General features: G+C 60.7%; 20 protein-coding genes and 1 riboswitch. Of the genes, 8 read left to right on the top strand and 12 right to left on the bottom strand.

The features are described 5' to 3' along the window. Positions 1-434 precede the first annotated feature (434 nt). The 3 genes from PWG15_RS24735 to PWG15_RS24745 all read right to left on the bottom strand — a co-directional run bounded on the left by PWG15_RS24735 (position 435) and on the right by PWG15_RS24745 (position 2295). Positions 435-803, bottom strand: coding sequence for a hypothetical protein (locus PWG15_RS24735; RefSeq protein ID WP_275026710.1), 369 nt, complete (start codon positions 801-803; stop codon positions 435-437). Continuing rightward, positions 796-981, bottom strand: coding sequence for an EsV-1-7 cysteine-rich motif-containing protein (locus tag PWG15_RS24740; protein WP_275026711.1), 186 nt, complete (start codon positions 979-981; stop codon positions 796-798). The genes PWG15_RS24735 and PWG15_RS24740 overlap by 8 nt, the downstream gene beginning before the upstream one ends. 978 nt (positions 982-1959) lie before the next feature. Then, entirely contained in the window at positions 1960-2295 is a 336-nt protein-coding gene (locus PWG15_RS24745) for a helix-turn-helix domain-containing protein (RefSeq protein WP_275026713.1), read from the bottom strand. 115 nt (positions 2296-2410) lie between these two features. Here PWG15_RS24745 and PWG15_RS24750 point away from each other — a divergent pair, with 115 nt between their 5' ends. Next, positions 2411-3307: a LysR family transcriptional regulator gene (locus PWG15_RS24750; RefSeq protein WP_275026714.1), complete on the top strand. Its 897-nt coding sequence runs from the start codon at positions 2411-2413 to the stop codon at positions 3305-3307. A gap of 181 nt (positions 3308-3488) precedes the next feature. Continuing rightward, positions 3489-3591, top strand: a riboswitch (TPP riboswitch). Positions 3592-3774: 183 nt separating this feature from the next. Continuing rightward, positions 3775-4584, top strand: a complete 810-nt coding sequence (gene thiD, locus PWG15_RS24755) for a bifunctional hydroxymethylpyrimidine kinase/phosphomethylpyrimidine kinase (protein ID WP_275026716.1) — start codon at positions 3775-3777, stop codon at positions 4582-4584. A gap of 158 nt (positions 4585-4742) precedes the next feature. On the opposite strand, the gene PWG15_RS24760 is transcribed toward thiD, so the two are convergent. The 9 genes from PWG15_RS24760 to PWG15_RS24800 form a co-directional block, all read right to left on the bottom strand. Next, on the bottom strand, positions 4743-6044 hold the full coding sequence (locus tag PWG15_RS24760) for a glycosyltransferase family 4 protein (protein ID WP_275026717.1): 1302 nt from the start codon (positions 6042-6044) through the stop codon (positions 4743-4745). Further along, positions 6041-8260 (bottom strand): hypothetical protein, encoded by a 2220-nt coding sequence (locus PWG15_RS24765; protein ID WP_275026718.1) that lies wholly within the window; start codon positions 8258-8260, stop codon positions 6041-6043. The genes PWG15_RS24760 and PWG15_RS24765 overlap by 4 nt, the downstream gene beginning before the upstream one ends. A 9-nt stretch (positions 8261-8269) precedes the next feature. Continuing rightward, the gene (locus PWG15_RS24770; protein WP_275026720.1) at positions 8270-9001 is read right to left on the bottom strand and encodes a hypothetical protein; all 732 of its coding nucleotides are present in this window, start codon (positions 8999-9001) and stop codon (positions 8270-8272) included. 10 nt (positions 9002-9011) lie between these two features. Next, complete coding sequence (locus PWG15_RS24775; protein ID WP_275026721.1) at positions 9012-10274, bottom strand: glycosyltransferase family 4 protein; 1263 nt, start codon at positions 10272-10274, stop codon at positions 9012-9014. Further along, positions 10271-11116, bottom strand: coding sequence for a class I SAM-dependent methyltransferase (locus tag PWG15_RS24780; RefSeq protein WP_275026722.1), 846 nt, complete (start codon positions 11114-11116; stop codon positions 10271-10273). Before PWG15_RS24780 ends, PWG15_RS24775 begins: the two co-directional genes overlap by 4 nt. Further along, positions 11113-13365, bottom strand: a complete 2253-nt coding sequence (locus PWG15_RS24785) for a glycosyltransferase family 2 protein (protein WP_275026723.1) — start codon at positions 13363-13365, stop codon at positions 11113-11115. The genes PWG15_RS24780 and PWG15_RS24785 overlap by 4 nt, the downstream gene beginning before the upstream one ends. A 66-nt stretch (positions 13366-13431) precedes the next feature. Continuing rightward, positions 13432-14091 (bottom strand): calcium-binding protein, encoded by a 660-nt coding sequence (locus tag PWG15_RS24790; protein ID WP_275026724.1) that lies wholly within the window; start codon positions 14089-14091, stop codon positions 13432-13434. Between the two features lie 292 nt (positions 14092-14383). Further along, positions 14384-15802 (bottom strand): HlyD family type I secretion periplasmic adaptor subunit, encoded by a 1419-nt coding sequence (locus tag PWG15_RS24795; RefSeq protein WP_275026725.1) that lies wholly within the window; start codon positions 15800-15802, stop codon positions 14384-14386. Further along, positions 15799-17544 carry a type I secretion system permease/ATPase gene (locus PWG15_RS24800; protein ID WP_275026726.1) on the bottom strand — a complete coding sequence of 582 codons (1746 nt, stop codon included), beginning with the start codon at positions 17542-17544 and terminating at the stop codon, positions 15799-15801. Before PWG15_RS24800 ends, PWG15_RS24795 begins: the two co-directional genes overlap by 4 nt. A gap of 232 nt (positions 17545-17776) precedes the next feature. Between PWG15_RS24800 and PWG15_RS24805 the strand changes: the two genes are divergently transcribed. The 6 genes from PWG15_RS24805 to PWG15_RS24830 all read left to right on the top strand — a co-directional run bounded on the left by PWG15_RS24805 (position 17777) and on the right by PWG15_RS24830 (position 26506). Next, entirely contained in the window at positions 17777-18349 is a 573-nt protein-coding gene (locus PWG15_RS24805) for a MarR family transcriptional regulator (RefSeq protein ID WP_275026728.1), read from the top strand. Between the two features lie 45 nt (positions 18350-18394). After that, positions 18395-19648, top strand: coding sequence for a glycosyltransferase family 4 protein (locus tag PWG15_RS24810; RefSeq protein ID WP_275026730.1), 1254 nt, complete (start codon positions 18395-18397; stop codon positions 19646-19648). A 175-nt stretch (positions 19649-19823) separates the two neighbouring features. Continuing rightward, the gene (locus tag PWG15_RS24815) at positions 19824-21296 is read left to right on the top strand and encodes a DUF6212 domain-containing protein (protein ID WP_275026731.1); all 1473 of its coding nucleotides are present in this window, start codon (positions 19824-19826) and stop codon (positions 21294-21296) included. After that, a complete protein-coding gene (locus PWG15_RS24820) occupies positions 21283-23964 on the top strand; it encodes a glycosyltransferase (protein ID WP_275026732.1) in 2682 nt (893 codons plus the stop codon). The genes PWG15_RS24815 and PWG15_RS24820 overlap by 14 nt, the downstream gene beginning before the upstream one ends. A 38-nt stretch (positions 23965-24002) precedes the next feature. Then, positions 24003-25181, top strand: coding sequence for a polysaccharide pyruvyl transferase family protein (locus PWG15_RS24825; RefSeq protein ID WP_275026734.1), 1179 nt, complete (start codon positions 24003-24005; stop codon positions 25179-25181). Between the two features lie 152 nt (positions 25182-25333). Next, positions 25334-26506 (top strand): galactoglucan pyruvyltransferase, encoded by a 1173-nt coding sequence (locus PWG15_RS24830; RefSeq protein WP_275026739.1) that lies wholly within the window; start codon positions 25334-25336, stop codon positions 26504-26506. Positions 26507-26512: the final 6 nt, after the last annotated feature.

The raw sequence follows: 26512 nt of genomic DNA on the forward strand, positions 1-26512 counted from the left end.
TCCGCGCAGATATGTCGAATCCTACAAATTGCGCGAGGTGCAGAAGCCTGATCTGATGCGGGCATGACCACAAAGCTCTCAGACTTGAATTTACACCCTTGGCTCCTTCAGGAACTCAAAATCCTCGGATTTGAGACGGCAGAAGATTTGAAGAATGTGCCATCGGCCGAACTGCTCCGGATACCCCTACTTGGCGGAAGCGTTTGGCGAAAGATCTGCAAAGCCGCCGCACGGGAGCTGTACAACCCATAACCGAACCCTACCAGCCGAAATTTCAGTGGCGCCGCACCGACTGGACGCCAACGCTTAGCGCTTGAGCTTTCCGACCTTGATCGTATTGCCGTCGCTGTTCCGGCAGGTCCTGCAACGCATGCGCCTCTCCAGGCCCAGAATCGACTGCGTCTTGCCGAAGCGGCGAGCGAGTTCATATCGGTCTATTCGGCGCACGCACCCGCAACGTTTGCAATGGCAAAATAGGTCGTACCATTCGGGTAGATTGGCGAAGGTGATTTCCTCTGGCTTCCCGGCCGGCGCCGCGCTACTGCCGGCCGGGGCCGTCGGGAGGCAGGTTGTTCCGACGGCAAAATGTGGGTGTAGTGAAGCTTGCAGCGATCGCGGAACTGGTTTTCCGTCTTGGTCCAGCCATTGGCGCGAGCAAGCCGGGGTAGAAGCGCTGGCATCGACTGATCGCCAATGCGATCCAGGAGGGCCTTGGCGTCGTATCGCTTCTTGAGCCCGCATTCACACTCGATCTGCACCTTGAAGACGAGCTCGGACAGCCACCATGCGCCGCCCTTAGGCATTGGCCTTCTTCGATTCAGGTCGGTGTTCAAAACAGAACCAGTTCGGCTCCGCTCTCCCGCTGGCGAAGCCGAAACCTCCCCACTTCTTGCAGCCTGGATACTCGCAGAGGTGCGTGACAGGGCCGCTTTCGGTCTTTTTTGTTGAGCTGCCTTCGGTCGCACATTTTCGGTACTTCATTTGAATGTTGTTATTATGTTCTCGTTGTCGCGAGAGTCAACGAGGCGTGTTCAGCGGCCTGGGGGCGGTCATTCGGAACTACAAGGGTTATCTATGTTAGGTGTTACTTGTGCGCGTTTGCAACTTTGCCTTTCAATCCCTTTGCAACCGCGATGGCATAGGGGGAGACATGCGCCATCAGCACCGCAGAATTCCGCTACGTCGGCAACGATCGCTACTGCGTGATGCGCCAGCCCTGATGGTCCTTGTGGGAGTTACAGGCATCGCTGGGGTGACTTCGATCGAGCGTTGGGTTGCGGAGCCTTCGTCGCTCCTCTCTGCTGTCGATCCAAGCTGCAACATCAAGGGCAATGTCTGCAACCAGATCGCTTAGAAGTTGTCGAGCGCGATCGCTCAATCTCAACAGTATGAAGAAGTGTTGATAACAGAGAAATGTTCCTCTCATGCACGAGGCGCGCCTTCTGGCGTGAACACGAAGTTACCCCAAAAGGACGGCTTCAACGCGAGCATAGATTGACAGGACCACCGTCAGTCAACCGGCAATGTGGGCAATGAATACCTCACCCCCGTAAGCTGACGTTCAGATTGGCATTGTCGTTGTGCAAGGTTTTTCCATAAACCAACGCTAATGGACGGCTACCTTGCCGCGGAGCTGTGCAATAAACTGCAATAAACTGGGCGGGAGTAGCCACGAAAAGGCGAGCATGCGCTGGTAGTGCGACGGGCGCGTTGGGCAGGCGCCCGCGAACCGGCAATCTCTGCCTGATGCATACCTCTGCTGGCTCGACATTCGGATCAAGTGTTACAAGTTGTACTTTGATGCACTACGATTGGTGGCTGTATTAGCAACTTGCGCCAGAGTCGGGCTAGACGCGCAAGCGCGACTCTGAAGACCTCGCGCAAGGCGAGAATGCGAGCGACGCGACAACGTGGCCGTTCACTTTGGACGCGCCTTCGCATGCAGTCCACGGGAATTGGTTACCTGCGCGCCTTGGCAGCGACGATGGCTTCAGCCTGAATGACGCAGAGTTCAATCTCTCCTTTGGTCATCCCGTTGGTGGCATTTGCAAAGCGCTCCACAAGGGCCGCAAGCTGGGGGTCAACCGAAGTGCTGAGGGTCACTCCCAAGAGCCAGTTCGGCGACGCCCCCAAAGCGTCCGCAATCCTCACAAGTGTTGCTAGGTCCGGTTCCCTGCGGCCCGAGGCGTAGTGCGCGTAGCGACGTTCATCGAGCCCGGTCCGCCGCGCTGCTTCGGCGTTCGAAATGCCCAATTGCCGGGCCCGTTCTTGCAATCGTCTCGCGAGCGTCTCCATGGGAACAAATTGTTCCCTAGAGACACAAATATAGCCACGAACGATATGGAGTGCTATAGGAACATAGTGTAGTGCAAATTGTAATGTTAACCGGCGTTAGGGAGCGGAGCCGAACATGGAACTACGTCAGCTTTCCTATTTCGTGGCTGTGGCCGAGGAGCTGCACTTCAATCGGGCAGCTGCGCGAATGTGCATCGCCCAGCCGGCGTTGAGCGCGCACATCCAGGCGCTCGAGAAGGAGTTGGGTGTCCGGCTGCTCGAGCGGTCGACGCGGCGGGTCGAGCTGACGCGGGCGGGGGAGCTCTTTTACGATCGGGCGGTGCGGATCATTGGCGATGTCGGACTTTCGATGGATGTGGCGCGGTCTGCTGCCGGCAAGGCGGCGCGCACGATCAAGATCGGAACCGTCTATCCGGCGACCATCGGGGTGTTGCCGGCGTTTCTCGCGCGCATTGGCCGGAAGTTTCCCGATGTCGCGCTGCATGTGACGAGCGGCTCGACCAGTGACATCATCCGGTCGATCGAGAACGGCCAGATCAACCTCGGCTTCATCCGTCCGGTCGAAAACATCGGCTCCTTGCGTTTCTTCTCGATCGCGCACGAGCGCTATCTGCTGGCGGTCGAAAAGACGAGCGCGCTGGCGCTTCGAAGCGAGATCGATATCGAAGACCTTCGCTCAGAGAAGATCATCGCCTTTTCCCGTCAGAACCTTTCCTATTCCGAGCGCTATTTCTCCGAGATGTTCGAGACCCATGGTCTGACCGGCAACATCGCCTATAGCGGTGACGATACCTTCTCGCTGGTGTCGCTCGTCTCAGCCGGTCTTGGGATCGGTTTCGCGCCGGAATGGACGAAGGAACTGCCGAATCGCAATTTCGAGCTTATACCCGTGCGCGGCGTCGATCTCAAGATCGGGCTTGGTGTCGCCTGGAATAAAGAGGATCCAACCGCATCTCGCGATGACATCATCGACATTGCCCGGTCGTTGGCGCGACCGGGACACATCAAGTAGAAGCGCCTAACTTGAGCGGCTCCCTAAAAAGCTCATAGCTATTAAGTGATAGGCTATGGCGCGCGCCCTTCACTCTCCACCTCCCTTCAATGCAGACGCCGCTTCACCGTGTGATTACAGAGCTTAACATCCAACTGAGGGCCGCGGGCAATTGACATCCCTGTTCTTACTCACCAAGATCCATCTCGCCGAGGGGCGCATCGGACGGTGCTGAGATGGTAATGAGCCAGACCCTTGAACCTGATCCGGATCATACCGGCGTAGGAACGGCAAGGGCTAATCTGGCACTCCCGCGTCTTCGCCGTTCGTCTGGATCTCCGTGATATAGGTTTCGGGGGATCGTTGGTGCCAGTACGCCGTTTAGAATGTAGCGACGAAGAATTCTGGGAGGCGAGACGATCGGCCCAAGGGCTCGATCCGTCGAGGCCCACCTCAGTTCGTGCGTGCCTGAGCTGGTGGAGGCGGGCATGACCGCCATCGCCGTCACGATTGCTGGCTCGGATTCCGGCGGTGGCGCCGGTATCCAGGCGGATCTGAAGACGTTTTCGGCGCTCGGCGTCTATGGCGCCAGCGTGATCACGGCCATCACTGCGCAAAACACCAGAGGGGTAACGGCGGTCGAGGATATCTCTTCGGCTGTCGTCACAGCCCAGATCGACGCGGTGTTTTCGGATCTTGCGGTTGGCGCGGTCAAGATCGGCATGGTGTCGCGGGAGGAGACGATTGCGGCGATCGCGTCCGGTTTGAAACGACATGGGCAGATGGCTGTCATCGATCCGGTGATGGTCGCCACCTTGGGTGACGTACTGTTGCGTCCCGGTGCGATCGCGACGCTCAAGGAGGAATTGCTGCCGCTTGGCCTCATAGTGACGCCGAACCTGCCCGAAGCGGCGCTGATGACGGGTTGCAGCGTTGCCGAGAGCGAGACGGAGGTGGCCCGCCAGGCGGAGATGCTCCTGAAGCTTGGTGCACGCGCCGTGCTGATGAAAGGCGGGCATGCCAAGGGCGCCGAAGCGGCTGATATCCTCTTCAGCGGGGATACGTCTTTACGTTTGTCGCGTCCGCGGGTTGAAACCAGGAATGATCATGGCACCGGCTGCACGCTCTCGGCCGCGATCGCGGCAGGTCTCGCCCATCGGCAGACACTTGAAGATGCGGTTATCGCCGCCAAGACCTATCTGCATGAGGCGCTTGTTGCTGCATCGGCGCTCAAGATCGGGCAGGGGCGGGGACCGGTTCACCACTTCCACCAGTGGTGGGACCCGAGTGGCACCTAATCCGTGTCTTAGCCTTGTACCGGCTTCACCATTCAAGTTGAATTTTAAAAGATCCTCGTCATTCCATTGTTTAATATATGCAATGGAATGACCATCAAGGCGGAAAGCTCGTCGTTCGCGGTAGCCGGATGAGTGATGGGGGCTGCGCGCGGTACTACTCAGGCCACAGCAGAACTTGGGTGAGCCGGCTGCTCTTCCTTGAGCAGTTTCCGGTAGAGCGCGACATGTTCGCGGCCGCAGTCGACATGGCTCATCGGCCGCCTGAGGGTTGCCCTGAGATTCTCCCATGACCTTGGCGTGCTCAGCACATCGATCAGCCGATCGGCAAGGTCTTGTGCGCTTCCGGCGCGGAAATGATAGCCGTCCAGCCGGTCGCGGACTTTTTCGGCCATGCCGCCGATATCGGAACACAGGATCGGCCGGCCATGGTGCAAGGCCTCCTGGATGACGATCGGGGAATTCTCCCACCAGACGGAAGGCATCACCACCCAGTCGACCGATCGCATCAGCCGCGGCATGTCCTGGTTCTGGTAGGCGCCATAAAAGCGGACGCGGCGGCCGGCGTCCTCGATCAGTTTGGCGACCCGGTCCTGGTACTCGGTCGGCTGTCGCTCGAGGTTTCCGCCGAAGATCATCAGCGTGGAATCGTCGCCCCAAACATCTTCGGGCACGCGCGATACCGCGTCGATCAGCACGTGAACGCCCTTGAAGGGGGTCATTTGCCCGAAATAGGCAAAACGATTGCGACGCGCCGTCGGCGCCGGCAATTCGCGCGCTGGCGTCTTTTCACCCATCACGATGCCGTTTTCGATCACGAAGATCTTCTCGGCGGCGATGCCCCATTCGACGTAGCGATTGGCGAGAAACGCACTCGGCGCGATGAAGGCGTCGGCAAGGTTCAGCATGCCCCGCACGAATTGCTCGCGGCGAACGAACCGCGACACCGGGATTTCCGGGAAGCACGTGTGGCAGCTGATCGGCGAAGCACCATTGCAAAGCTGGCCCGAGGGTCGCTTTACCATTTGTCCGTGGTTGTGACAGATCGGCAGGTACTCGTGGAAGGTCACGACGATGCGCGCTTTCGGCAGGGCGTCGCGCACAGCAAAGAGCGCTTCCAGCCCGAATCCGATGATGTGGTGGAAGTGGACGATGTCCGGCTTGATGTCCCCTACGAAGCGCAAGAGGTCGCGGCGGATCGCGTCGGTATCGCCGTTGGACAGGAAGAAATGATCAAAGTCCTCGGCGTGGTAGAGGACTTCGTCCATCGCCAGGCGCAGGCTCATCAGCGCCGACGCACCGTGGCGCGGCACGGGATTGCCGACGCGGGCAAGGTAGATCGATTCAATTCCCGGCAGGCCGTTCAGCGCCTTGTGCAAGCCATGGGAAGCGATCTCGGCACCGCCCAAGGAATGGGTCGGGTGGCCGTGCGAGATCACCAGCGCGCGGAGTTTGTCGCTCATGCCGAAACCTCGTTGTGGGGCGTGTTTTCTGTCTCGACAGTCTGCATCCAGCGGCCACGGAATAGCGTCTGATCGACACGTTCCACGTATCTGGCCGTGGCTGCCGAAACAGTCCCGGACGCCTCATCCGAACCGAGCATCTGCAGGACGGGCAGCCAATAGGATTCGTAGCCCCTGCGGCTCAGCCGCAAGGCGAGATCCAGCCCGTTGAGAGACGCACCGAGATAGGCGGGCGCAGCACTGGTGTCATCGAGAAGCGCCTTGCGGGGCATGATGCAGCATTCGAGCGATGCGGATGCAACCCGCGTCAGCTTCAGGCGGTTGACAGCGCCGACCGGATAACCGGCATAACGGCTCGTCTGCAGAGGATCCGCACGATCGAGCGACGAACTGCCGGCCCAGCGGATCGAATGATCCTCATAGGCAAGGGTCGGCGAAATGATGCTGCCGCTCCTGGTCTCATGGTTTGCAACAAGCGTCTGGTACCAGCCGGGATTGGCGGGTGTCAGGGACGCAGAGAGCAATATGACGGTTTCATTGTCGATTGCCTGCGCCGCAGTCCGTGCCAGGTCGGTTGCATCGCTCGAACCCTCGACCGAGACCAGACGCAGCGGCAGGCGATAGAATTCTGCAAGCCGCCGGATGCCGGCGGCGCGCCGTCGAAACTGTTCCGACTGCAGGACGAGCACGATCGGCGCCTGCCGCGTATCCGGATCGAGTGCCAGAAGCCCCAACAGGGCGGCGAAATCCTCCTCGACCTCGCCCACGGCGACAAGGATCGCCGGTCCCACAGCCTCGCCGAAGCGGCCAATGTCGATGACGGTCTCAATGGTCGGAACGTCAGCGCGCGCTGCAGTGATGAACGGAACGATCTGGCGATCGACGATATCGGGCAGGGCCCAACTGGTCGGATCGATCGCGTTCAGCAGCCGCAGCGCCGAATGCCTGGCCGAAAGCCGTGTGGGGTGAAGCGGCATATAGGCGCGGCGAGAATCGCGAAGGGTGACTTCAAGATACAAGGGTGCTGCCGGATCGTCGACGAGGCCGTCCGCGAAGGCGATGAAACCGTGCGAACGGCGATATCCGGATATCGCCCCCTTGAATTCCGGCCGGTCGACGAAGGCCTCTTCGACGTCCAGCCGCTCGGTTCGGGTCCAGGCGCCGTCAAGTCGCGCCTCTCCCCGTCCTCTGCGCAGCCGAACGCTCTGCACATGATCGTCAGGATCGAGCATCCAGCCCGAGATCAGGAAGGTGCCTTCATCGGCCTGATAGAGCGCGTCAACCCCGAGCCTGACAGGGACAGGGAGACTTGAGATCGTTTCTGTGCCGTCAAAGCCGTTGGCCGCCTCGCGCAGGCGCAACAGCACCTGTGGCGAGCTCTGGCTTTGGAGCAGTACCGCGCGAATATGACCGGGCGTTTCAAGGGGAGGTGCTAAGAACTTGCGCTCATGGACGGCCGCATAGCGCCAGGCGCCTCGGCCACGATAGAAAATGCCCTGGATGTCGCGCGCCCGCGGCAGATCATCCGCAGATAGCAGGCCCAGAAAGCCGGTGGCATCTTCCGGTGCGTCGTTGCGCGGAAAAACCGCGACGCTGCACTCAGCGACCGACGCGTTTTCCGCCCGGATGATGATCCGGCCAACGCCGGCGGCAATGTCGTGCGCCCAGCCCTTGAGTGCGATCGCACCATCGTGGCTTTCAGCGAGCAGTTCGATGTAGCCGTCTTTCGCAGTTCCCGCCTTGAGCAGGGCTGTGATTGTCGTGAGCTTGCCCGGATCGAGCGGCGGCTTCACCAATACGTCCACGAGGCGTCCAAGCACGTGGATGACCTGCGGGCCGGCGAGCTCCTTCAGCATCGAGGCGACATCACCTGTCGACACGGTGCGAGGCGCAGCGATGTAGCGTTTGCCGCCGCCTTCCTTTCCAAAGCGCAGCGTTGCCGGCATGCTACGCGTACGATCGACGGGGATGAGCGCGGCGAAACCGTGGGTGGCCGATGACTGTGGCGCGGAAAGCCGCCAGCCGATGATGGCAGCGATCGCCCGGGTCTCGGGGTCTTCATCGAGCTCGACCGGCAGTTGATCGGCCATCGGGCCGCCGGCACCGATTACCAATAGCAGCGCCTCGTCGATCGGGCACACCACGACACGTCCACTGCGCATGATCCGGGCAAGTGGCGCAGGGCTCGGCGAAAGGGAAAGCTCCGGATTGGGCATGAGACGCCCTCAGCTCCGGAGAAGAAGCGTCAGGATCGCACCTGCGGTAAAGCCCGCAAGTACGAAGAGAAGCAGGAACGCCGGTTTCAAGTCTCCGTTCGAGCGTTGCTTCAAGGCATTGAGGCTCTTCTCCATGCCGGCCACAACCCCATCGAGACGCATCAGGTGCACGTCCAGATCGGTCAATCGTTGGGTGATTTCCGTGCGGAGGCTGGCGACGTCGTCGCTGACAGCCGCAAGCCCGGGCGCTTCACCGTCCTCGGCCTCATCGAGCTTTTGCCGGATGGCTGAGCGTTGTGAGACCTGGAGTTGACGCTGTGCCGCCATCAACACGTCGAGCTTGTCGAGGACCTTTGCCAGCGGGGCGGCGATCAGGGCTTCGGCCGCCTGCTCGTCCGGCTTTGGGACGCGAAGCGGCAGCTCGCCGCCTTTTTCCGTCGTGGCCATGACGACCAGTTCACCGGTGCGGGCGCTCGCCATGTCAGGCAACGCGATTTCGAAGGCGTGGTTGCCATCGCCGATCCCGTTTCGCTTGAGGTCGGACCGGTTGCGGTCGGCCAGTGCCTCTGCAATCACCTTGCCATCGAGCAGCACGCGAATGGCGAGCCGTTTTTCCGGCGTCTCAGGATCGAATGCCCAGCCGAAAACGCGGCCCTGGTCGATTGCGTCTACCCGGCCCTTCAGGGGCTTGGCATTGTTTTGTTCCGGTGCGACATCTGGCTTGTCGGCTGCTACAGACATGGTTTTTCCTCTAGGCCGCGGCAGTTCGTGCCGGCTCTATCTTGTCGATGAGCGTGAGATAGCGGCGGGCAGTTGCGTCGATATCGTCGGGTTTGCGGGCGTTTGCCGAAAGGCGACGCCTGAGATCCGGGTTCTCCGCGATACGACGCATGGCGGCGGCCAGCGCACGCGGGTCGTTGGGCGTAACGGTCAGGCCGCTCACGCCGTCCTGGACCATTTCGGCCATGCCGCCGATATTGCTCGCGATCACTGGCTTGCGCTGGGATTGCGCCTCGCCGATGACAAGCGGCGCGTTTTCCCACCAGATCGACGGCACGACGGTGCAATCGACCGCGGCGATGAGACCGGCAATGTCGTCGCGCCGGTAGGCGCCGCGCTGCTGGACGATGGGGGCCGTCTTTTTGAAGAGGCGCGCGATCTCGTCCTTGAAACCTTCGCTCTGGAACGGTGCGCCGCCGTGGACCCTGAGTTCGAAGCGCAGGCCCTCGTCGATAAGCTGTCGTGCGGCCTCAAGCAGCACGGTGATGCCCTTCCAGGGATTGAGGTTGCCGAAATAACCAAAGATCGGCCGGTCGTTTTCCTGTCGATCCTTCCGGGTCGGAAGGTCCCGCCGCGGCAGGCCGTTGGCGATCACATCGATCTGCTCTTCATCGAGGCCCCAGTCGATGTATCGCTGCCGCAGGAACTGGCTGGGCGATACGAAACGATCGACGGTGCGTAAGAGCGCTTTCAGATGCTGTTCGCGAAGCACGAAGCGGTCGAGCGGAATATCCTTGAAACAGGCGTGACAGCGGTCGGGCGTCGACTTGTGGCAAAGCTCCTTGCCGCTGGTTCGCACCATCAGCCCGTCATGGTGGCAAAGCGGGTAGTAGTCGTGCAGCGTCATCACGATGCGACACTCGGGCAAGGTCCGGCGCACGATGTGCGGAAACTCGGCGCCGAGCAGCAGCAGGTGGTGAATGTGGACCACATCCGGCTGGAAATCTCGCAAGAGCTCGGTCAGATCAGGCACGACGCCATAGACGTCGATCTGGCTCATGAAGAAGCGGTCGAAATGACCGGACCACAGCAGCACCTCGTCGCCCTCAGGACCAATCGCCTGGAAGCTCGTGCCTGGGCGCACCTGCCGGTGAATCTGATTGGTGGCGCCGAGAAAGAGCACCTCGTGGCCGGCGCGTTGATAGGCGCGGAAGAGGTCGTGCGCGAAAATCTCCGTACCGCCCGGATGGAGTGCCGGATGATTGTGCGCGGCAACCAGAATGCGCTTCTTCATCCGTTTGCACCCCGGCGTTCGGCAACGAAGACGTCCTGGTAATGGCCGGCATCCTGGCCGCGCCAATGGCCGAGTGATTTCAGGATGGTCGAGAAGCCCGCGCGTTCGAGCGCCCGATCGAGAAAGCCGTCATCGAAACCGACGGCCGCGAGCGGCGGCAGGCCCGGCACGAACCAGCAGGGACCATCGCCGCTGCGGTTGAAGCCGAGGCGTGGATCCCGCCTGCCGTTTTCATTTTTTGCGGCCACCTGATCGACCACGAACGCCGTCACGAAGAGCCGGCCACCCGGCTTCAGCATCCGGTTGATCTCGCTGAAATAGACAAGCACTTCATCGGGCGGCAGATGGGTGACGATCGACGTCATGATTGCGAAATCGAACGTGCGGTCCGGATAGGGGAGCCTCAGCGCCTTGCCGTTGATCTTGCCCAAGGGATTGTAGAGCTCATGGGCAATGTCCACGTGCTCAAAGGTGAAGTTCGGGTAGACCGGGGTGACGGACTTGCGGCACCAGGCAACACCGCCTTCGACCGGATCGACGCCGACATAGCGGGCGCGATCGGCTTCGAGATACTGCGTGAGCGGAACCGCCATCCGGCCGATACCGCTCCCGATATCGAGCACGCTGTTTTCGGGCCGCAATCCGCCCATGCGGATGAAATGGCCGAGAAACTCGGCGCCAACCGCCCGGTAATTGCCGTCTCCGACAAACACGCTGTTGCTGTCGGGCTGTGGCAGGAAGCGATTATTCAGGACCGTTTGAAGCATCCCGTCGATGCGGTTCTCATTCGGCTGCCAGGCCGTTTGCAGGCTGTCTGCGTGGCGAAGTGCGGGTTGGTTCATGCGGCGCTCCTGGCGGCAGACTTGAGACCGCTCGACGCTGCCGCCTCTTCGGCGCCGAGGTAGGCTGGCATCAGCGTGCTGATGTCTTCGTTCCAGCGCTCGGTGTGCAGCCATGCATTGTATTGGCTTGCGACGCCGCGCGTGTAATCCTGGCTGCGGCTGATCGACCGCCGTTCGAGATGGTAGAGGCAGGCAGCCGGTTCATAGACGATGTCGAAGCCGGCCTGCCGGATTTTCAGGCAGAGATCGCTGTCTTCGTAGTCCCCGATCACAAAGTCCTCGGCATAGCCGCCTACGAGTTCCCAGACCTCCCGACGCATCACCTGGCAAGCGCCGGTAATGCCCGGCACAGTTCGCGCCTGTTGCGCGGGCGCATAGGCGCCGGGCATGCCCTTGTAGAAATGGTGGTTCAGCCAGATGTCCTGCTTGTTGCGGGCGAAATAGAGACCCGCATGCTGCAGCGAACCGTCCTCGAAGAGGAGTTTCGGACCGATGGCGCCGAGCGACTTCTCTTTGAGCACAGGGAGTGCAAGCGTCTCCAGCCAGCCCGGCCCGCAGGGAACGACATCCGAGTTCAGCATGACGACGACCGCACCGCGGGCATAGCGCGCGCCGGCGTTGCATGCACGGGCATATCCACCGTTGCGGTTCATCACCACGAGCTTCATCGAAAGTCCGTGCAGCAGATGAAGGCCGCCTAGCAGGTGCTCCGTCTCGTCGTGGATCTCAGGGGAATCCAGCACATAGATGATCTCGGCATTGGCGGCGACAAAAGGGTCGGTCGCAAGGCCAGAGAGCTGGAAGCGCAGAAAATCGAGAACGCGATAGAGTGGCACGACGATCGAGACCAGAGGCGCCTCCAGCATCGGCCCGAAGTCCTTCGTCTGATCGACCCTGATCGTCTTTCCCAGTCTTTGCTCCACGTCCTTGAGCGCCGGCGCAAGGATCGTTCGGAACGCCGCATCGATGGCGTGCTGTGGCGGAACGGCCCTGAGGATGCGGTTGCGCTGTGTTGCGGGGTCGAAGGGTTGCGGCTTCGGCACCAGCGATTTGGTGGCACCGGAGACAAGTCGCATCTGGAAACGGGGCTGAAGCAGGGCGCCGAGCGGCTCGCGCATCGGCAGCCAGCTGACGAAGCCCGTTACATCGGTCTTGGAACCTTCTTCCGCACCACGGGCCCAGCCGGGAAATTCATACCAGTTGCCGTCAAGCGGCAACGTGGTGCCGTCTTCCTGTACGTAGTCGATGCCCGATAGCACGCCGGACGGGTCACGAAACCAGCCACCGACTAGCAGCCCATCGGGTAGAGCAAGCGCCAGGTCTATCTCCGCACCGGGGTGAAGCGGCGATTTCCCGGCCTGGCGCGCCGGCAATGGCGAACGAAGCTGCAGGTCGGTTGCGAGCGCCGTCCCGTTTTCAGGGATCGCAGAGAGACAACGAACGACAAATTCCCTGAGACCAGGGGCGGCGCCATGTTCGGGCCACCACTCCTGGACGCTCGGATAGCGCGCGCCGCGATGGGCAACCTCGCGGATGGCAACGCCACGCTTGCCCATGATCATCAGAGAGAGCGCCTGCGGCGCCCGCGGCGTTTCAAGCACGAAGTGGCAGCGGCGCCAGCCGCGCTCGGCCCGACCGGTGATGGCAAACTGCTGCGGCAAGGGCAGGACTGCGTCGGCGCTGAGTGCATAGATCGCGCTGATCTCGCCAAATTCGGCGGCGACGGTCGTTTCCGCCACATAGCGGCCATGGGCAAGCCGGCACGCGATCGCAGCGGGGCGGTGGCCAAGGTTCAGGGCATGGATCGCATCATCGACCAGGCCGGTAAAAAACTCGTCGCGGGAAAGGCGGAATGCGCTGCGCCAGACGGTAAGCAGCGTGTTGAGAAACTTGAAGCGTCCCTCCGGCATGAGGCTCGCGAACTGCGCGGCCATATCGAGGAACGGGAGCCTGGCAGCAGGCTCGAGGACGACCGTGTGAAGGACGTCATGATCGACCGCAATTTCCGCAAGCTCGCGTTCGTTTCCGGGACGCATGGCCCAAAAGACCCGTTGGCCACCGTCAGCCCGCGAAACGGTCATGCTGACAAGAGGGACGAGGGATCGCGATGCAGAAAGCGCGTATTTGGTTTTCGCCGGCAGGTCTGCGGGTGCGTCCCAGATCAGCACAGCAACATCAAGGCTGAGCCTGAATGCCACAGCACTTGCGAATTCCGGGCTGTGGCTCCTGATACGGTCGTCTGCCGTCACGCGCTACTCCTGAAGGACGAAAAGGGAGGGCGCCCCACGGGAGGAAGTGGGGCGCGCCGGTCAATCTCAATGGATCGTGAAGTAGTGGTTCGGGTTGGCCTGGATGTCGTCGGCGTCCGCATTGACGAGCGTCAGCGTGTCGCCATGGCCAAAGTCGATCACGACATTGCCGCCAACCTGGGTGACGCGCGATGCCAAATCTTCCGGAGACGAGATATCGAGGCCGTTGATATGCTTCGAAATCTGGAGAAGGTCTTCGCCAGCCGTGAAGTCGAGGATGACGTCATTGCCGCCACCGCCGTCGAACACGAAGACGTCACTGCCAGTACCACCGGTCATGACGTCGTCGCCCTGGCCGCCGTTGATGATGTCGTTGCCGGCACCACCGAACAGGATATCGCTACCCTTGCCGCCCATGAGCAGGTCGTTGCCGTCGCCGCCGATGAGGATGTCGTTACCCTTGTCGCCGTAGAGCAGGTCGTCGCCATGGCCGCCGAACAGGACATCGTTCCCGTTGTCACCATGGATAACATCGCTGCCCCAGCCGCCGAACAGGGTATCGTTCCCGTTGCCGCCGAACAGCAGGTCATCACCTTCGTCGCCGAAGATCGTGTCGTTGCCATTGCCTCCGGTCACGAAGTCATCGCCGCCATGGGCATGAATGAAATCGCCAAACCTGGAGCCAAAAAGGGCGTCGTCATACGCGCCGCCTTCCAACGTGGCCATATGCTACTCCTCTTAGTTGTTGCTTACGCCCATCTCTGGCCTCAAACCTTGGATGAGCGCGGCGACATTGCACTGCAAAAAAACATATGGCAACAGCAAAAACAAAATAAATACAGATGTACTGTCTTATAAACTGCTACCGCAGATGTATATTGTGTGTCATTTTGATGATTATCCCTGGGATATAAGGGGTAAGTATCTTCGTTATTACTTGGAATTCAATTCAAATTTAGAAATAAATTGCCGGCGAAATTGAATTTCGCCGGCTTGGAGTGTTGTTTGACGCTCTGGTTCAGTCTTCGCGAAATGCGCGGTTCAGGCTGTCGGCAATTGGGGAGACCATGTAGTCGATCGCCGAGCGTGGCTTGTGGACGATCAGGACTTCGGCAGGCATGCCGGGATAAAGCCGAATATCGGGGTTCGCACTAAGGGACGAAGCCGCAATGCGGGCACGCGCCACGTAGTAGGAGACGTTCGATTTCTCATCCACCGACTGGTCGGCCGCGACATAGCTGATCTCGCCGTCAAGAGGCAGGTGCGTGCGTTGATTGTAGGCCGTCAGCCGGATCTGCGTCTTCGACCCGATATCGATGCTGTCGATGTCGCGCGTGCCGACATGCATCTCGACGAGAAGCGGTTCGTCCTCAGGCACGATGTCGAGCAGCGGTTGGCCGGCCGAGACGGCGCTACCCGGCGTGCGGAGCTGAATATTGGTGACGATGCCCGTTTGAGGCGAGCGGACGTCGAGGCGCGTCAGGACGTCCTTGGCGGCCACCATTCGCTCGTCAACATCGGAAAGTTCAAGTCGGGCCGTGGTGATTTCTCCGGCAATTTCCGACTGGAATTCATTCTCGATCCCGGTCAAGCCGAGTTCAGCGCCGGCTTCCGCCTTTTCGGATTGGGCCTTGTTGCCGGCGAGCTCGCCGCGGGTTGCGGCCAATTCGCTGAGCTTGGCGTCGATCTCGATCAGCTTCGAGCGCTGCGCGTATTCCTTCTCGACCAGCGTCGCGATTGACGTGCGCTGTTCGGTAATCAGTTCGATCTGGCGATCGGTTGCGCGGATCTGCTCCGCCAGTGATTTCGCTTTTTCGGAAAACTCCTCGATCGTCTTGCGCTGAACCTCCAGGCGACCGGTCTTGGCTTCGCGCCGCCTGTCGAAGAAGTTCGTTTCGGCCTTGATCGCGTCTTCGGCCGTAGCGTCAGATGTTGCCGTCAGGTCGTTCGGAAAGGCGATCGATTGCAATCCTGTTTGCTCCGCCCGCAGGCGCGCAAGTTTTGCGATCAGGCCAATGCGGCGACTTTGCAGCGCCTGAAGGTCAGAGCGGGCGCGCGTGTCCTCAAGCTTGAGCAGCGGCTGGCCGGCAACGACACGGTCACCCTCCTGGACCAGGAGCCGGTTCAAGATGCCGCCCTCGAAATGGCTGACGGTCTTGCGCTTCGAATCAACCACGATGGTGCCGCTTGCGACCGAGGCGCTGCTCAGCTCCGTCGAGAAGGCCCAGCCGAAAAACCCGCCAAAGGCGACGAGAATGGTCGTGAGGCCCGCCAGAACCACGCCGCGCAATGGAGCCGTTGCGCTCTTTTCCAGATCGGTGTCGAGCCCCTGCAGAGGATTGGGTCTGTCGATGATGGCGGGGAGGTTCTCCCGGCCACCCGTCGTGATCACGCTCCGCGCATCGCGCGCGATCGGCAGTTTTGGCTTGTTTGTCATGCGGAAACGCCTTCCCGTCTCGGTTCGCCGGGGGTCATGGATGCGACCACGTCGGTGCGCGGTCCAAACTGTGTAATCCGACCGTTCTCAAGGACGAGCAGTTTGTCTGCCGCCTGCATGATGGTTGGCCGGTGGGCGATCATGATGACGATCGCGCCGTCGTTGCGGGCGCGGTCAATCGCACGGATCAATGCCCGCTCGCCGATCGAGTCGAGGTTGGCGTTCGGCTCGTCGAGGACGATCAGGCGAGGGCGGTCGTACAGGCAGCGGGCAAGCGCGATGCGTTGCCGCTGGCCGCCGGAGAGTGTGAGATGGCCATCGCCGACAGGTGTATCATAGCCGAGCGGCAGGCGACCGATCATGTCGTGCACGTCTGCAAGGCGAGCGGCCTCGAGCACCTTTTGAGGCTCGCCTTCCTCCATGCGTGAAATGTTGTCGCGAATAGTGCCCTCGAGCAGCGAGACGGATTGCGGCAGGTAGCCGGTCATCTGCCCGAACGAGGAGCGCTCCCATAGATAGACGTTGTTGCCATCCAGGAAGACGCCGCCCGTGGTCGGCTTCAAAATGCCGACAAGGAGACGGGCAAGCGTCGACTTGCCCGCAGCCGACGGCCCGACGATGCCGAGCACTTCGCCCGGCGAAAGCGAAAATCCGATGCCCTTGATGATCGGCACATCGAGACCGGGAGCGGCATAGACCAGCTTGTCGACAACGAGATCGCCTTGCGTGCGAGGCTGCGGCATCGTCTGGCGGACGGCGAGATCTTCCTTGAGTGCCGCCTCGATCCGGCGCCAGCTTGCAATCGCGAGCACCCATTGGCGCCAGTTTTCGATCATCGAATCAAATGGGGCGAGAAGGCGGCCGACAAGAATGGTTGTCGCCATCATCGCGCCGGGAGAGATCTCCTGCTTCATCACGAGAATCGAGCCTGTCGCCAGCGCTGCCGCCTGGATCATGAAGCGTATCGAGCGGGTGATGGAGGCCATCGCCTTGCTTCGGCTGCCGCTGACCTCGAGCGCATCCAGCGCATGCAGCTGTGCCGCCCGCCACCGGCGGGCGAGAGCCGGGAGCATGCCCATTGCCTCAATCGCTTCGGCGTGGCGCAAGCTTGCACCAATTTTCGAGACCGCCTCGATATTGGCTTGATTGGCCTCTTTCATCAGCCGGCGAGTCAGCAAATCAGTCAGCAATCCACAACACACGAGCAGGGCAATCGAAATGGCGCCAAGAAGGCCGAACATCGGGTGCAACGCGAAGAGCACACCGAGGAAGATCGGCGACCAGGCGGCATCAAGCGGCGCACTGACGGCGGAGGTCGTGAGAAAGCTGCGCAGTTCAGCCAGATCCCGTAGTGACTGGGTCGCGCGGGTCAGCCCTTGATCGGCCGCCGCCTGTACCGCTGCTGTCAGAACCGGCAGGTTCAGCCAACGCACGACCGCACTGCCCATCGCCTGGAACGTCAGCGCCCGGATGTATTCGAGCACGCCATAGATGATGAGCGCGCCGATCACCAGAATCGTCAGCATGGTCAGCGTGTCCATGCTCTGGCTGTTGAGGACCCGGTCGTGGACCTGCATCATGTAAAGCGGCGTGGAGAGCTGCAAGATGCCGATGCAGGCGCTCAGCAGCGCTGCATAAATAAGTGCCAAAACGAACACGCGGCGTGCCTTCAAAATAAGCAGCCGTGGATCGTTTGCTCCATTTTGCGCCGTCTTTGGCCCAATTTGGTTCTTGCTAATCATATTGCCTCGTTTGCTGTCACGCGTGGCGATTTTCTGGATAAGTTCGTTGGGGTCTTGAGGAAGCTATTTTGTTTGTTATCACTTAAATCACAGTGTTGCCGTGATAAGTGTGACACAATAATGGTGGAATGCTCAAGATAGTCGTATTCGGGGGGAGTAAAGGGGGCCAAAAATTGCTTCAAAATTTGAAGTAGTTTTTGAATATTGTAGTAATGCTTAGTTGGAGAGAGGGATGAATCAAAAGATTCTCTATCCGTTCGCAGATTTCGGCGGCGCTGTTGCCATCCGCCCCGGGGATGACGCAGTTGGTGGTGCCGCTGAACACGAAGATATTGGCCAGGAGAGCGAAGCCTCCATGGTCAGCTATTTCGAGCTTGCGCGGATGATGGAGCGAGCAAGCAGGCGGTTTACCGGCCTGTTGCGCGCCGAGTTGACGAAGCTTGGTGTCGACGACATTGGCCCGGCGCAAGCCATGGTCCTGCTCGCGATTGGCGATGCCGAAGTGTCCGTGGCCGAGCTTTTGGATCGCGGCCACTATGTCGGTTCCAACGTGTCCTACTATCTGAAGCAACTGGGCGATGGGGAATATATCGACCGGGCTGCATCGCAGCGTGACCGGCGCTCGGCGCGCATTCGGCTTTCGGAAAAAGGCAGGCAGCTCTGCGAATCACTCAGGAAGGCTGCCGGTGCCTATGAGCGGGTGCTCAGCCACGGTGAGCAGGACCGGCGCAATCTCGAAACCGCATTTCAAACGCTGCACCGGCTTGAGCTGGTTTGGGGGAATGCGACGCGCTACGGCATCTGAGCCGCGGCGCGAACGCTGTCCTTTCATCGGTAAAAGGCTAGGAACATGCACGTAGCATTTGTACACCGGCGCGGCTTCTGCCAGTTCGCCGCGCTCGCGGCTCATTTGGCGCAAACCGGAAATGAAGTGACCCTGGTGACGGAAACCGTGGATCAACGGATTCCGTCCACGCGGGTCGTTCGCCACAGAGCCGAGCCAGGGCCACGGGCCAACGCGCAAATGGCAAGGCATCTGAGTGTCCCGGACCATCATGTCCGGATAGGTCACCGGGTCGCTGAGACCTTTGAGGCGATGGCGAAGCAGGGCCAGGTGCCCGATGTCATCGTCGGGCACACGGGCTGGGGCAGCATGATGTTCGTCAAGGACGTGCTGCCGAACGTTCCAGCGCTCGGCTACTGCGAGTTCTTCTATCGCGCTGACGGGGCGGACATCGGTTTTGCCCCGGACGACCAGCCCGATTCGGACACGCGAAAGCGGCTGCGCCTGCGCAATATGGCCCAGCTCCTGTCGCTGGAGGCGATGGATGGGGGTATCAGTCCGACCCATTGGCAAAGGAGCCTCTATCCGGCCGAACATCGCGGACGCATCGCCGTTTGCCATGAGGGCGTCGATACGCGCGTCTTCCGACCGGATGCATCGGCCTCTCTCAAGCTCCCCGATGGGCGGGTGCTTAAGGCCGGCGCTCCGCCGATCGTCACGTTCGTCGCCCGCGATCTTGAGCCCTATCGCGGCTTTCCGCAGGCGCTTGCGGCAGCGGCGAAAGTCGCGCGGGCACATCCCGATGCACTCTTCGTGTTCGTAGGCGGCGATGGCGTCAGCTACGGCGCTCCGCCGCCTGGCGGAGGCTCCTGGCGGGAGCACCTGCTTCAGTCCCTGGATGTGCCGGCCGACAGGTTCCTGTTTCCGGGCGTGGTGCCGCATGCCGTGTTGCGACAGCTCTTCCAGATTTCGGCGGCGCACATCTACCTGACCTATCCGTTCGTTCTTTCCTGGTCGGTGCTGGAGGCCATGGCCTGCGGCGCACTTGTCATCGGGTCGGACACGGCCCCGATGCAGGAAGTCGTGAGTTCCGGACGCAACGGCGTGCTTGTGCCATTCTTCGATACGGACGCGCTCGCAGGTGCTGTTTCCGATGCGTTGCGTCACCCGGAAAAGTATACCGACATGCGCGCGGCTGCCCGCCGGACGATCGAACAGCGGTTCCGGTTGGGCGATTGTATCGCGCGGCAGGTGATGTTGCTGGACAAGGCGACAAACAGTGCTTCTACCTCTAATATCTCACTGGTTTCATCTGCATAATACTTCAAAATCTGAAGTATTATTTCACGAAAAACGCAAATATCACTTATTGTGCACTGCAAATAACCTTGATATGCTTCTCGTATGATCTTGAATTCGCCGATGTATTTCGTTTCGGCGAATTCAACTTCAGAGGGAACTTGTTCATATTTGAGGGTGGCGCGTGCAAGAGTTGATGTCTTCTGGCGTGAGGTATTCGCAGGCGAAGCGAAAGCTGGTGGTGGCATCTGATCATGACAGGGCGAGTGTCGAAGGTAGCGGCATCGAGCACCTGGTTCATTTCCTTCCCACGGGCGATCGGGCCCAGACCACTCTCGAAAACGTATTCCCGCTGATCGGGCTCGCCTTCTCGAAAGAGGGGGAGGAGGACCTTGCGGAAAGGCTCGTGTCCTTGCGTGCGCTTGGCACTGTGCCGGATTTCCCGGTCAAGCGGTTGAGTGCGCACACCGCGGCAGAAAGTGCCGCCATCATTCAGGCGTTGGTCGATGGCGGTGTCGGGCGCCTTGCGCGATTTTCGAGTGCGATCACGTCGGAACTTGCTCTGTTGCGCCGCGAGCGCGAAACGCTGCTCGAAAATTATCGTGCGCTCGAAGACGCCTTCCAGGCCCGCAATTGGGAGCCGGTCACCGAGGTCTTTGCGCACGATCCCTATGTCGACCCCAAGGATGAAGGCATCGGCCATCTGATCGCCAATGCTTTTGTCGAGCAGCTCCTGCCGGTTTCCAGTCATGGCGTCGCAGGCATCGCGCTCCACTTCAATTCCGTTCCGAGAGACGGTGGTGAACTGGTCGTTGTCCTCAGTTATGTCGAAAGCGGCGAGGGCGTTGCGGAATGGTCCGTTCCGTTTTCACAGCTGGTTCCAACCTGGAACTTCTTCGCCTTGCCGCGCACCTGCGGCGGCGGTGCCAGAACCGTGCGGGTGAGGGTGTCGACGACCGGCTCGGAAACCATTGGCCTTTCGCTCGGCTACCCCATTGCCAGCGAGCACTACACGGCACGCTCAGAAACGCGTCACGCAGACCTTGATCTGCGTCCGCTCGCGTTTCGCGTCTACACGGGCCTTCCCGGCGTCAAGCCGACACGCATGCCCAACATGATCGCGCCGACGGCACTGCTCGACGGTCACTTCATCGAGGATTACCGGCTGTCGGTGGATCTGCTCAGCCAGATCGTTGACGTCTCCGTCACCCCGGTCGTTCCTGAGTTTCAAACGGTACGCTTCCTTGAGCACGACAACGCAGTAGTCTGCCATCCGCTGGCGAGCGGTGTGTCGGCCGGCGCGATCGGTCGCGCGATTGAGCCGGGAACCATATCGTTTTCAGCAAGCGCCATCGTCGATCACCCGAAGGGAGCGCCAGCGGCCGTCAGTTTCCTGCTCGCTCCAGCGAATTCGAACCCACGCTCGGAAGTCGCCGAACTCGCCCGCAAGGGCTCGGTCAAGCCTTCCGCATTCTTCAGCGGATGGCGCGAGGTCACGAACCAGCAGCCGATCAACATCAACTTCCAATTAGACGAGCCGGTGCGTCAGCCCATGGATCTGATGATCCTCAGTCGGGCAGTGACCGACTCCGTCGATTTTTCCTGGCTAAAGGTATCGGGCTTCCGGATGGTAAAGCAGTCGGGTGGTGCGTCTCATGTTCAGCAATAGCGATCCACGCGACCTGATCGCGATTGCCATGCCGCTTTACGGGCATGCGGCACTGGCACTCGAGGCAATCGAGTCCGCACTGGCTTCGGCGCTTTCAGATTGCCGGATCGCCATCGTCGTCTCGGTCGACGGCGACCCGCGGCATGAGACCTTCGATCAACTACTGCTGTTCACCGCTGCTTATCCCGACATCCATGTGGTCTTCGGCCGCAATGCGGGGCCGGGTGGCGCACGTAATCGCGCCATCGACTATGTGCTCGAAAACCTGCCCGAAGCGAAGGCCGTCTATTTTCTCGATGCCGACAATCGCGTTCTGCCGGGCACGATCGAAACCCTTTACCGCCAACTGCGTGAAAGCGGCGCGGGCTGGGTCTATACCAACATTGATACCTTCTCGGTAAGCTGGCGGGCGCACTATGGCAACCACTATTCCAGGCTGGTTCACTGCATCACCGACAACATCTGCGACACCGGCTCGATGATCTCCATCGACGTCTTTCGGGCGGGCGTTCGCTTCAACGATGACCGGCAGAACGGTTTCGAGGACTGGGAGTTCTGGCTTTCCTGCGTGGAGCACGGCTTCGTCGGCACGCCTTGCCACGAGACGACCTTCGAATATCGCCTGCGGGCGGAAAGCCGCTTCAAGGAAGCCAACCGCGACCGTGCGACCTCCGTCAGCTTCCTCAGGAAGCGCCACAGGGCGCTGTTCCAGCGGCCGATGCTCGTCGACTTCGAACACGAGGAGTGCCCCCGTTATCTCTTCGCGCGCACCGAAGACGCTGCGATCTCGTTCTTCACCGATCCGACCAAGCAGCCGAAGAGGTTGCGTCTCGACGATATCATTCCGGCCTTCTGGGCAAACACCGGCGAGCCGGACAACGTGCACTTTCCGCCATTCGTGATGGCCGGCAGCGGCGCGACGATCGATCTGCTCTTGCGCTCGCGCATGTTGCCGAACGTGCTTTGCCATCTGGAACGGTTGAGCGAGAAGGCAAACGTCGTCTTCGTCCACCTCGGCAACGACGCCACGCAACGCAAGATCGAGCCGACGTTCCTCGATGCCGGATCCGAGCACGTCGGCCAGCCCGATCTCATCTTTATTTCGACGGCGCTCCTGCGCGACGTCATTCGCAACAATGCGCTCGACTGGTTCGCCTCGATCGGCAGCCAGCAGGTCTGGCCGACATCGGCGGTCCTCAATGTACGCTTCCCGTTCCCGAGGGCTTTACCGCGCCGCACGCTCATCACCCCGCAACAGGTGATGATCAATTGCGTCAACGCAATCGCCACCAGCCCGTTGCGCCGCACCGCCGGCCGCCGCTGGACCTGGCGCCCGCCGCGGCTCATGCCCTATTCCGATTTGCATAAAGCCCTGCGCACGGAGATCGGCGGCTCGCCGGTGCTGCCGCTCGGGCACAGCGAGGCCGGAAAGAAGACGGCAGCACTACTCGTGCCGAACGCCTCCTTCGGTGGCGCCGAAAAAGTTATCTATGCTGCGTCCCGCGAGTTGCGCGCCGCGGGTTACGAGACGCACCTGTTCGTGCTCGGCACCAGCCGGATGGACGTGATCGACGAATTCGACGCGAGCTTCGACTACGTGCATTTCTGGGATCAGGGCATTCCGGCCTGGGGCGGTTCCGGCTCGTTCCTGGGACAGGACTTCATCGCCGAACATCACGAGGTCGACTGGGGCGCATTGAAGGGCCAGCTTTCGGGCTTCGATCTCGTCATCAACAACCACGTCATGGCGATGCATCCGCTGATCGCCCGGCTGCGGTCCGAAGGCACGCGCACGGCGTGCTACCTGCATGTCGTCGACAACACGCCGTTCAAGCGGCCGGCTGGACAGCCTTTTGCAGCGATCGCGCACGAGCACTGCTACGATGCTTTCCTGACCTGCTCGGAACAGCTCAAGTTCTATCTGCACAGCTTCGGCGTTCCACTCGAGAAGATCTTTGCCGTTCCGAACGGTGCAAGCTTCTCCGTGCCGCCCAAGGTGCTTGCAGAGGTGTTGCAGGTCCGGCGGATCGAACGCAAGGACGACCGGTTGCGGCTTCTTTACATGGGCCGCCTCGACCAGCAAAAGGGCATCGACCGGCTCGCTGCGACGATTTCCGAGCTGCGCGCGGCACATGTGTTGTTCGACGCGCGGGCGATCGGCGGCGAGATTCTCGCCGACGCCAGCTTCTCCTGGACGGACCGCCTCAAGGAGCTTGGCGTCGATGTGCGCCCGCCAGTCTTTGCCAGCCGAGATCTGATCAAGGCGCTCGGTTGGGCAGACGTGCTGGTCATGCCGTCGCGCTGGGAAGGTGCGCCTTTGATGATCGCGGAAGCGCAGCAGCTTGGATGCGTCCCGATCGCGACCGCCGTCGGGGCCGTCGACGAACTCATCGTTGACCGTGAGGACGGCATCCTGATCGACGCACCCTCTGACCCGCAGGTGGTGCGGGACATGGTGAAAGCGATCACCGAGGTCGCCCGTGACCGCAACCTGCTCGCCCCCATCATGGAAGGCTGCCTCAGAACGGCGGCGCGCCGTGCCTGGCCCAACTCTTTCGCGGAGTTCCTTGGCTGGTGCGACACCTCCGTGAGCAATTCATCTCTTTCGCGCGCCAAGGTCATTCGTGTGCGTGAGACATCCAATACCGGCGTTGCAGCTGCAGTTTGAGCGCGCCGGGCGACTTTTCAACTAGAAGGGACTTACGCATGCGTCCAAGAATCCTCCTGACGGGCATTCCTGGTCATTATACGCGCCTCGCCAATGGCGCGAATGGCCTGTCGGTTTCCTATTCGGAACGGCAGAAACAGCCCGAATCGAAGGACGAGTTTCTTCAGGAGCTTCGCAACATCAGCAACACCGGCAACTATCTGATCGGTGAGGGAGCTCTGCGTGCCATCGCTCCGCATGCCAAGCAGATCCCGTTCTGGCATCTTTACAACGCCCACAAGAACGGCAGCGGCTTCGACGAGTTCAACAACAACTTCGACATCTGCGTCTTCACCTGCGCAAATCTCCTGCGCAAGGGTCTGTCGGCGGATGCCGAAGCCGATGTGTTGAGCAAGCTCAAGATGCCGATCGTCATGCTCGGTATCGGCCATCAGAACCGCAAGGACCTGGAAACCGGCCTGCCGGAGGGAACCAAGCGGCTGCTCGACGTGCTCAAGGACCGTGAACACTATTTCCTGACCCGCGGCTATGAGACGGCCGGCTACCTGAAGGACCAGGGCTTCAAATACGTTCGACCGACCGGCTGCCCCTCCGTCTACTTCGCACCGAACAACATGCGCGCGTCGATGAAGAAGCTGCCAAACGTCAAGATCGGCCAGGCAAAGACGATCTTCTCGGGTTATCTCGGTGCCAATCACGATTGCATCGTCGATGCCATTGCGCTGAACCCCGAGGGGGCAAAGCCGCAATACGTCATCCAGGACGAATTCCTGCACTTCGACATGAAGGTCGAGCCCGATGCCGATGGCAGAGTTTTCGATTCCTGCTCTGGTAAAATGCTTGGCGATCTCGCCTTTCCGGGCGCTGAGCGCCAGAAGGTGCCGTTCGACGTGCGCACCTTCTTCGATACCAACCAGTGGCGCGCCTGGGCCTCGCACATGGACTTCAACTTCGGTCGACGGTTCCACGGCTCGATCATCGCCATGCAGGCGGGTGTGCCGAGCCTGATGGTGGCGGTCGACGACCGGATGCGCGAGATGCTGGGCTTTACCGGCCTGCCGTCGGTCGAGGTGCAGGAACTCGAAAAAGCCGAAAACCGGGCGGAATTCGTCGCCAGCCATCTGGCCGGGCTGAACGCATCCGAATTGGTGGATCGCTACTCCGATCGCGAACGCAATTTCCGTTCGGTGCTGCGCGAAATCGGTATCGGCCAATAAATCGCTGACGCCTCGGGTGCGCCCCACCCGAGGCACGAATGCGGTCATTTCCATAACTTTCGGGCGGGATGAGGAAGACCGCACAGACGCCTCCTCATCCCGCACTCGCTTTCTGTCAACTTAGTCGGCCAGCCCACAAACCAGGTGTATCGATGCGTATCCTGCTCACCGGAATCCCGTCCTATCTCCAGCGTACCGTCTCGCGTGTTTCCGGTGCGACGGTCCATCACAAGCCCTACTTCGACGATATCCGAAGCAAGAAGGAACTGATCGACCAGGTCAAAAAGATCGCCAACACCGGTAACTACCTGATCGGCGAGGGCGCAGCTTACGCCTTGCGCGGACATGACGTGACCTATGTGCCCTTCTGGCACCTGGTCAACAGCCGCGGCGCCAACGATGTCTATGATGCCCTGAACAAGGAATTCGACATGTGCGTGTTCGCCTCGGCGAACCTGTTGCGCCCGGGATATTCCGCCGATCTCGAAGCCGATGTATTCGAGAAACTGAAGATGCCCGTGCTGGTGATGGGCATCGGCATCCAGAAGCGCGAAGGGCTCAAGGAGAACCTGCCGGCCGGCACGTTGCGGTTCCTCGAGGTGTTGAAGCAGAAGGAGAGCTTCTTCCTGACCCGTGGCTATTTTACCGCGGAGTTCTTGAGGGCCGAGGGCATGAAGTTCGTCAAGCCGACCGGCTGCCCGTCGCTCTTCTTCGCACCGAACGAGATGCGACGCTCGCTGACGTCTCTTGCCAACGCGGACCTGGCATCGGCCCAGAAGCTGGCGCTCGGAGGATATCTCGGCAGCGTCGCCGACACGATCGTCGATGCCCACGCGCTGCTGAAGCCCGATAGTGTCGCAAGCTACGTTATCCAGGACGAGGTCGTTGCCTATAACCTGACGCTTCCCGTCGACGACAACGCGCCGGTCTATGACCGCTCGAGCGGACGCATCACCGGCAAGACCGAGTACAAGCACCAGGAGAAGTGGCAAAGAGAGAACGAACTCATGGTGTTCTTCGACACCAACCAGTGGCGCGCCTGGTCGTCGTCGAGAGATCTCTGCATCGGCCGGCGGTTCCACGGTTGCGTCATCGGTATGCAGGCGGGGACGCCGTCGTTGATGATTGCCGTCGACGACCGCATGCGGGAAATGCTTGAATTCATCGGCTTCCCCTATATCGAGGCGAGCGTGTGGAATCGTGAAGGCGACAAGCGCGCCCATCTTGCCAACTTCCTGTCCAAGATCGATGCACAAGCCGTCACCGAGCGGTACTCGGCATGCGAGGCGAACTTCCAAAGTGCGCTCAAACAGGTTGGCATCTAATCGCCG

The organism is Ensifer adhaerens (genome assembly GCF_028993555.1).
Taxonomy (GTDB): domain Bacteria; phylum Pseudomonadota; class Alphaproteobacteria; order Rhizobiales; family Rhizobiaceae; genus Ensifer; species Ensifer adhaerens_I.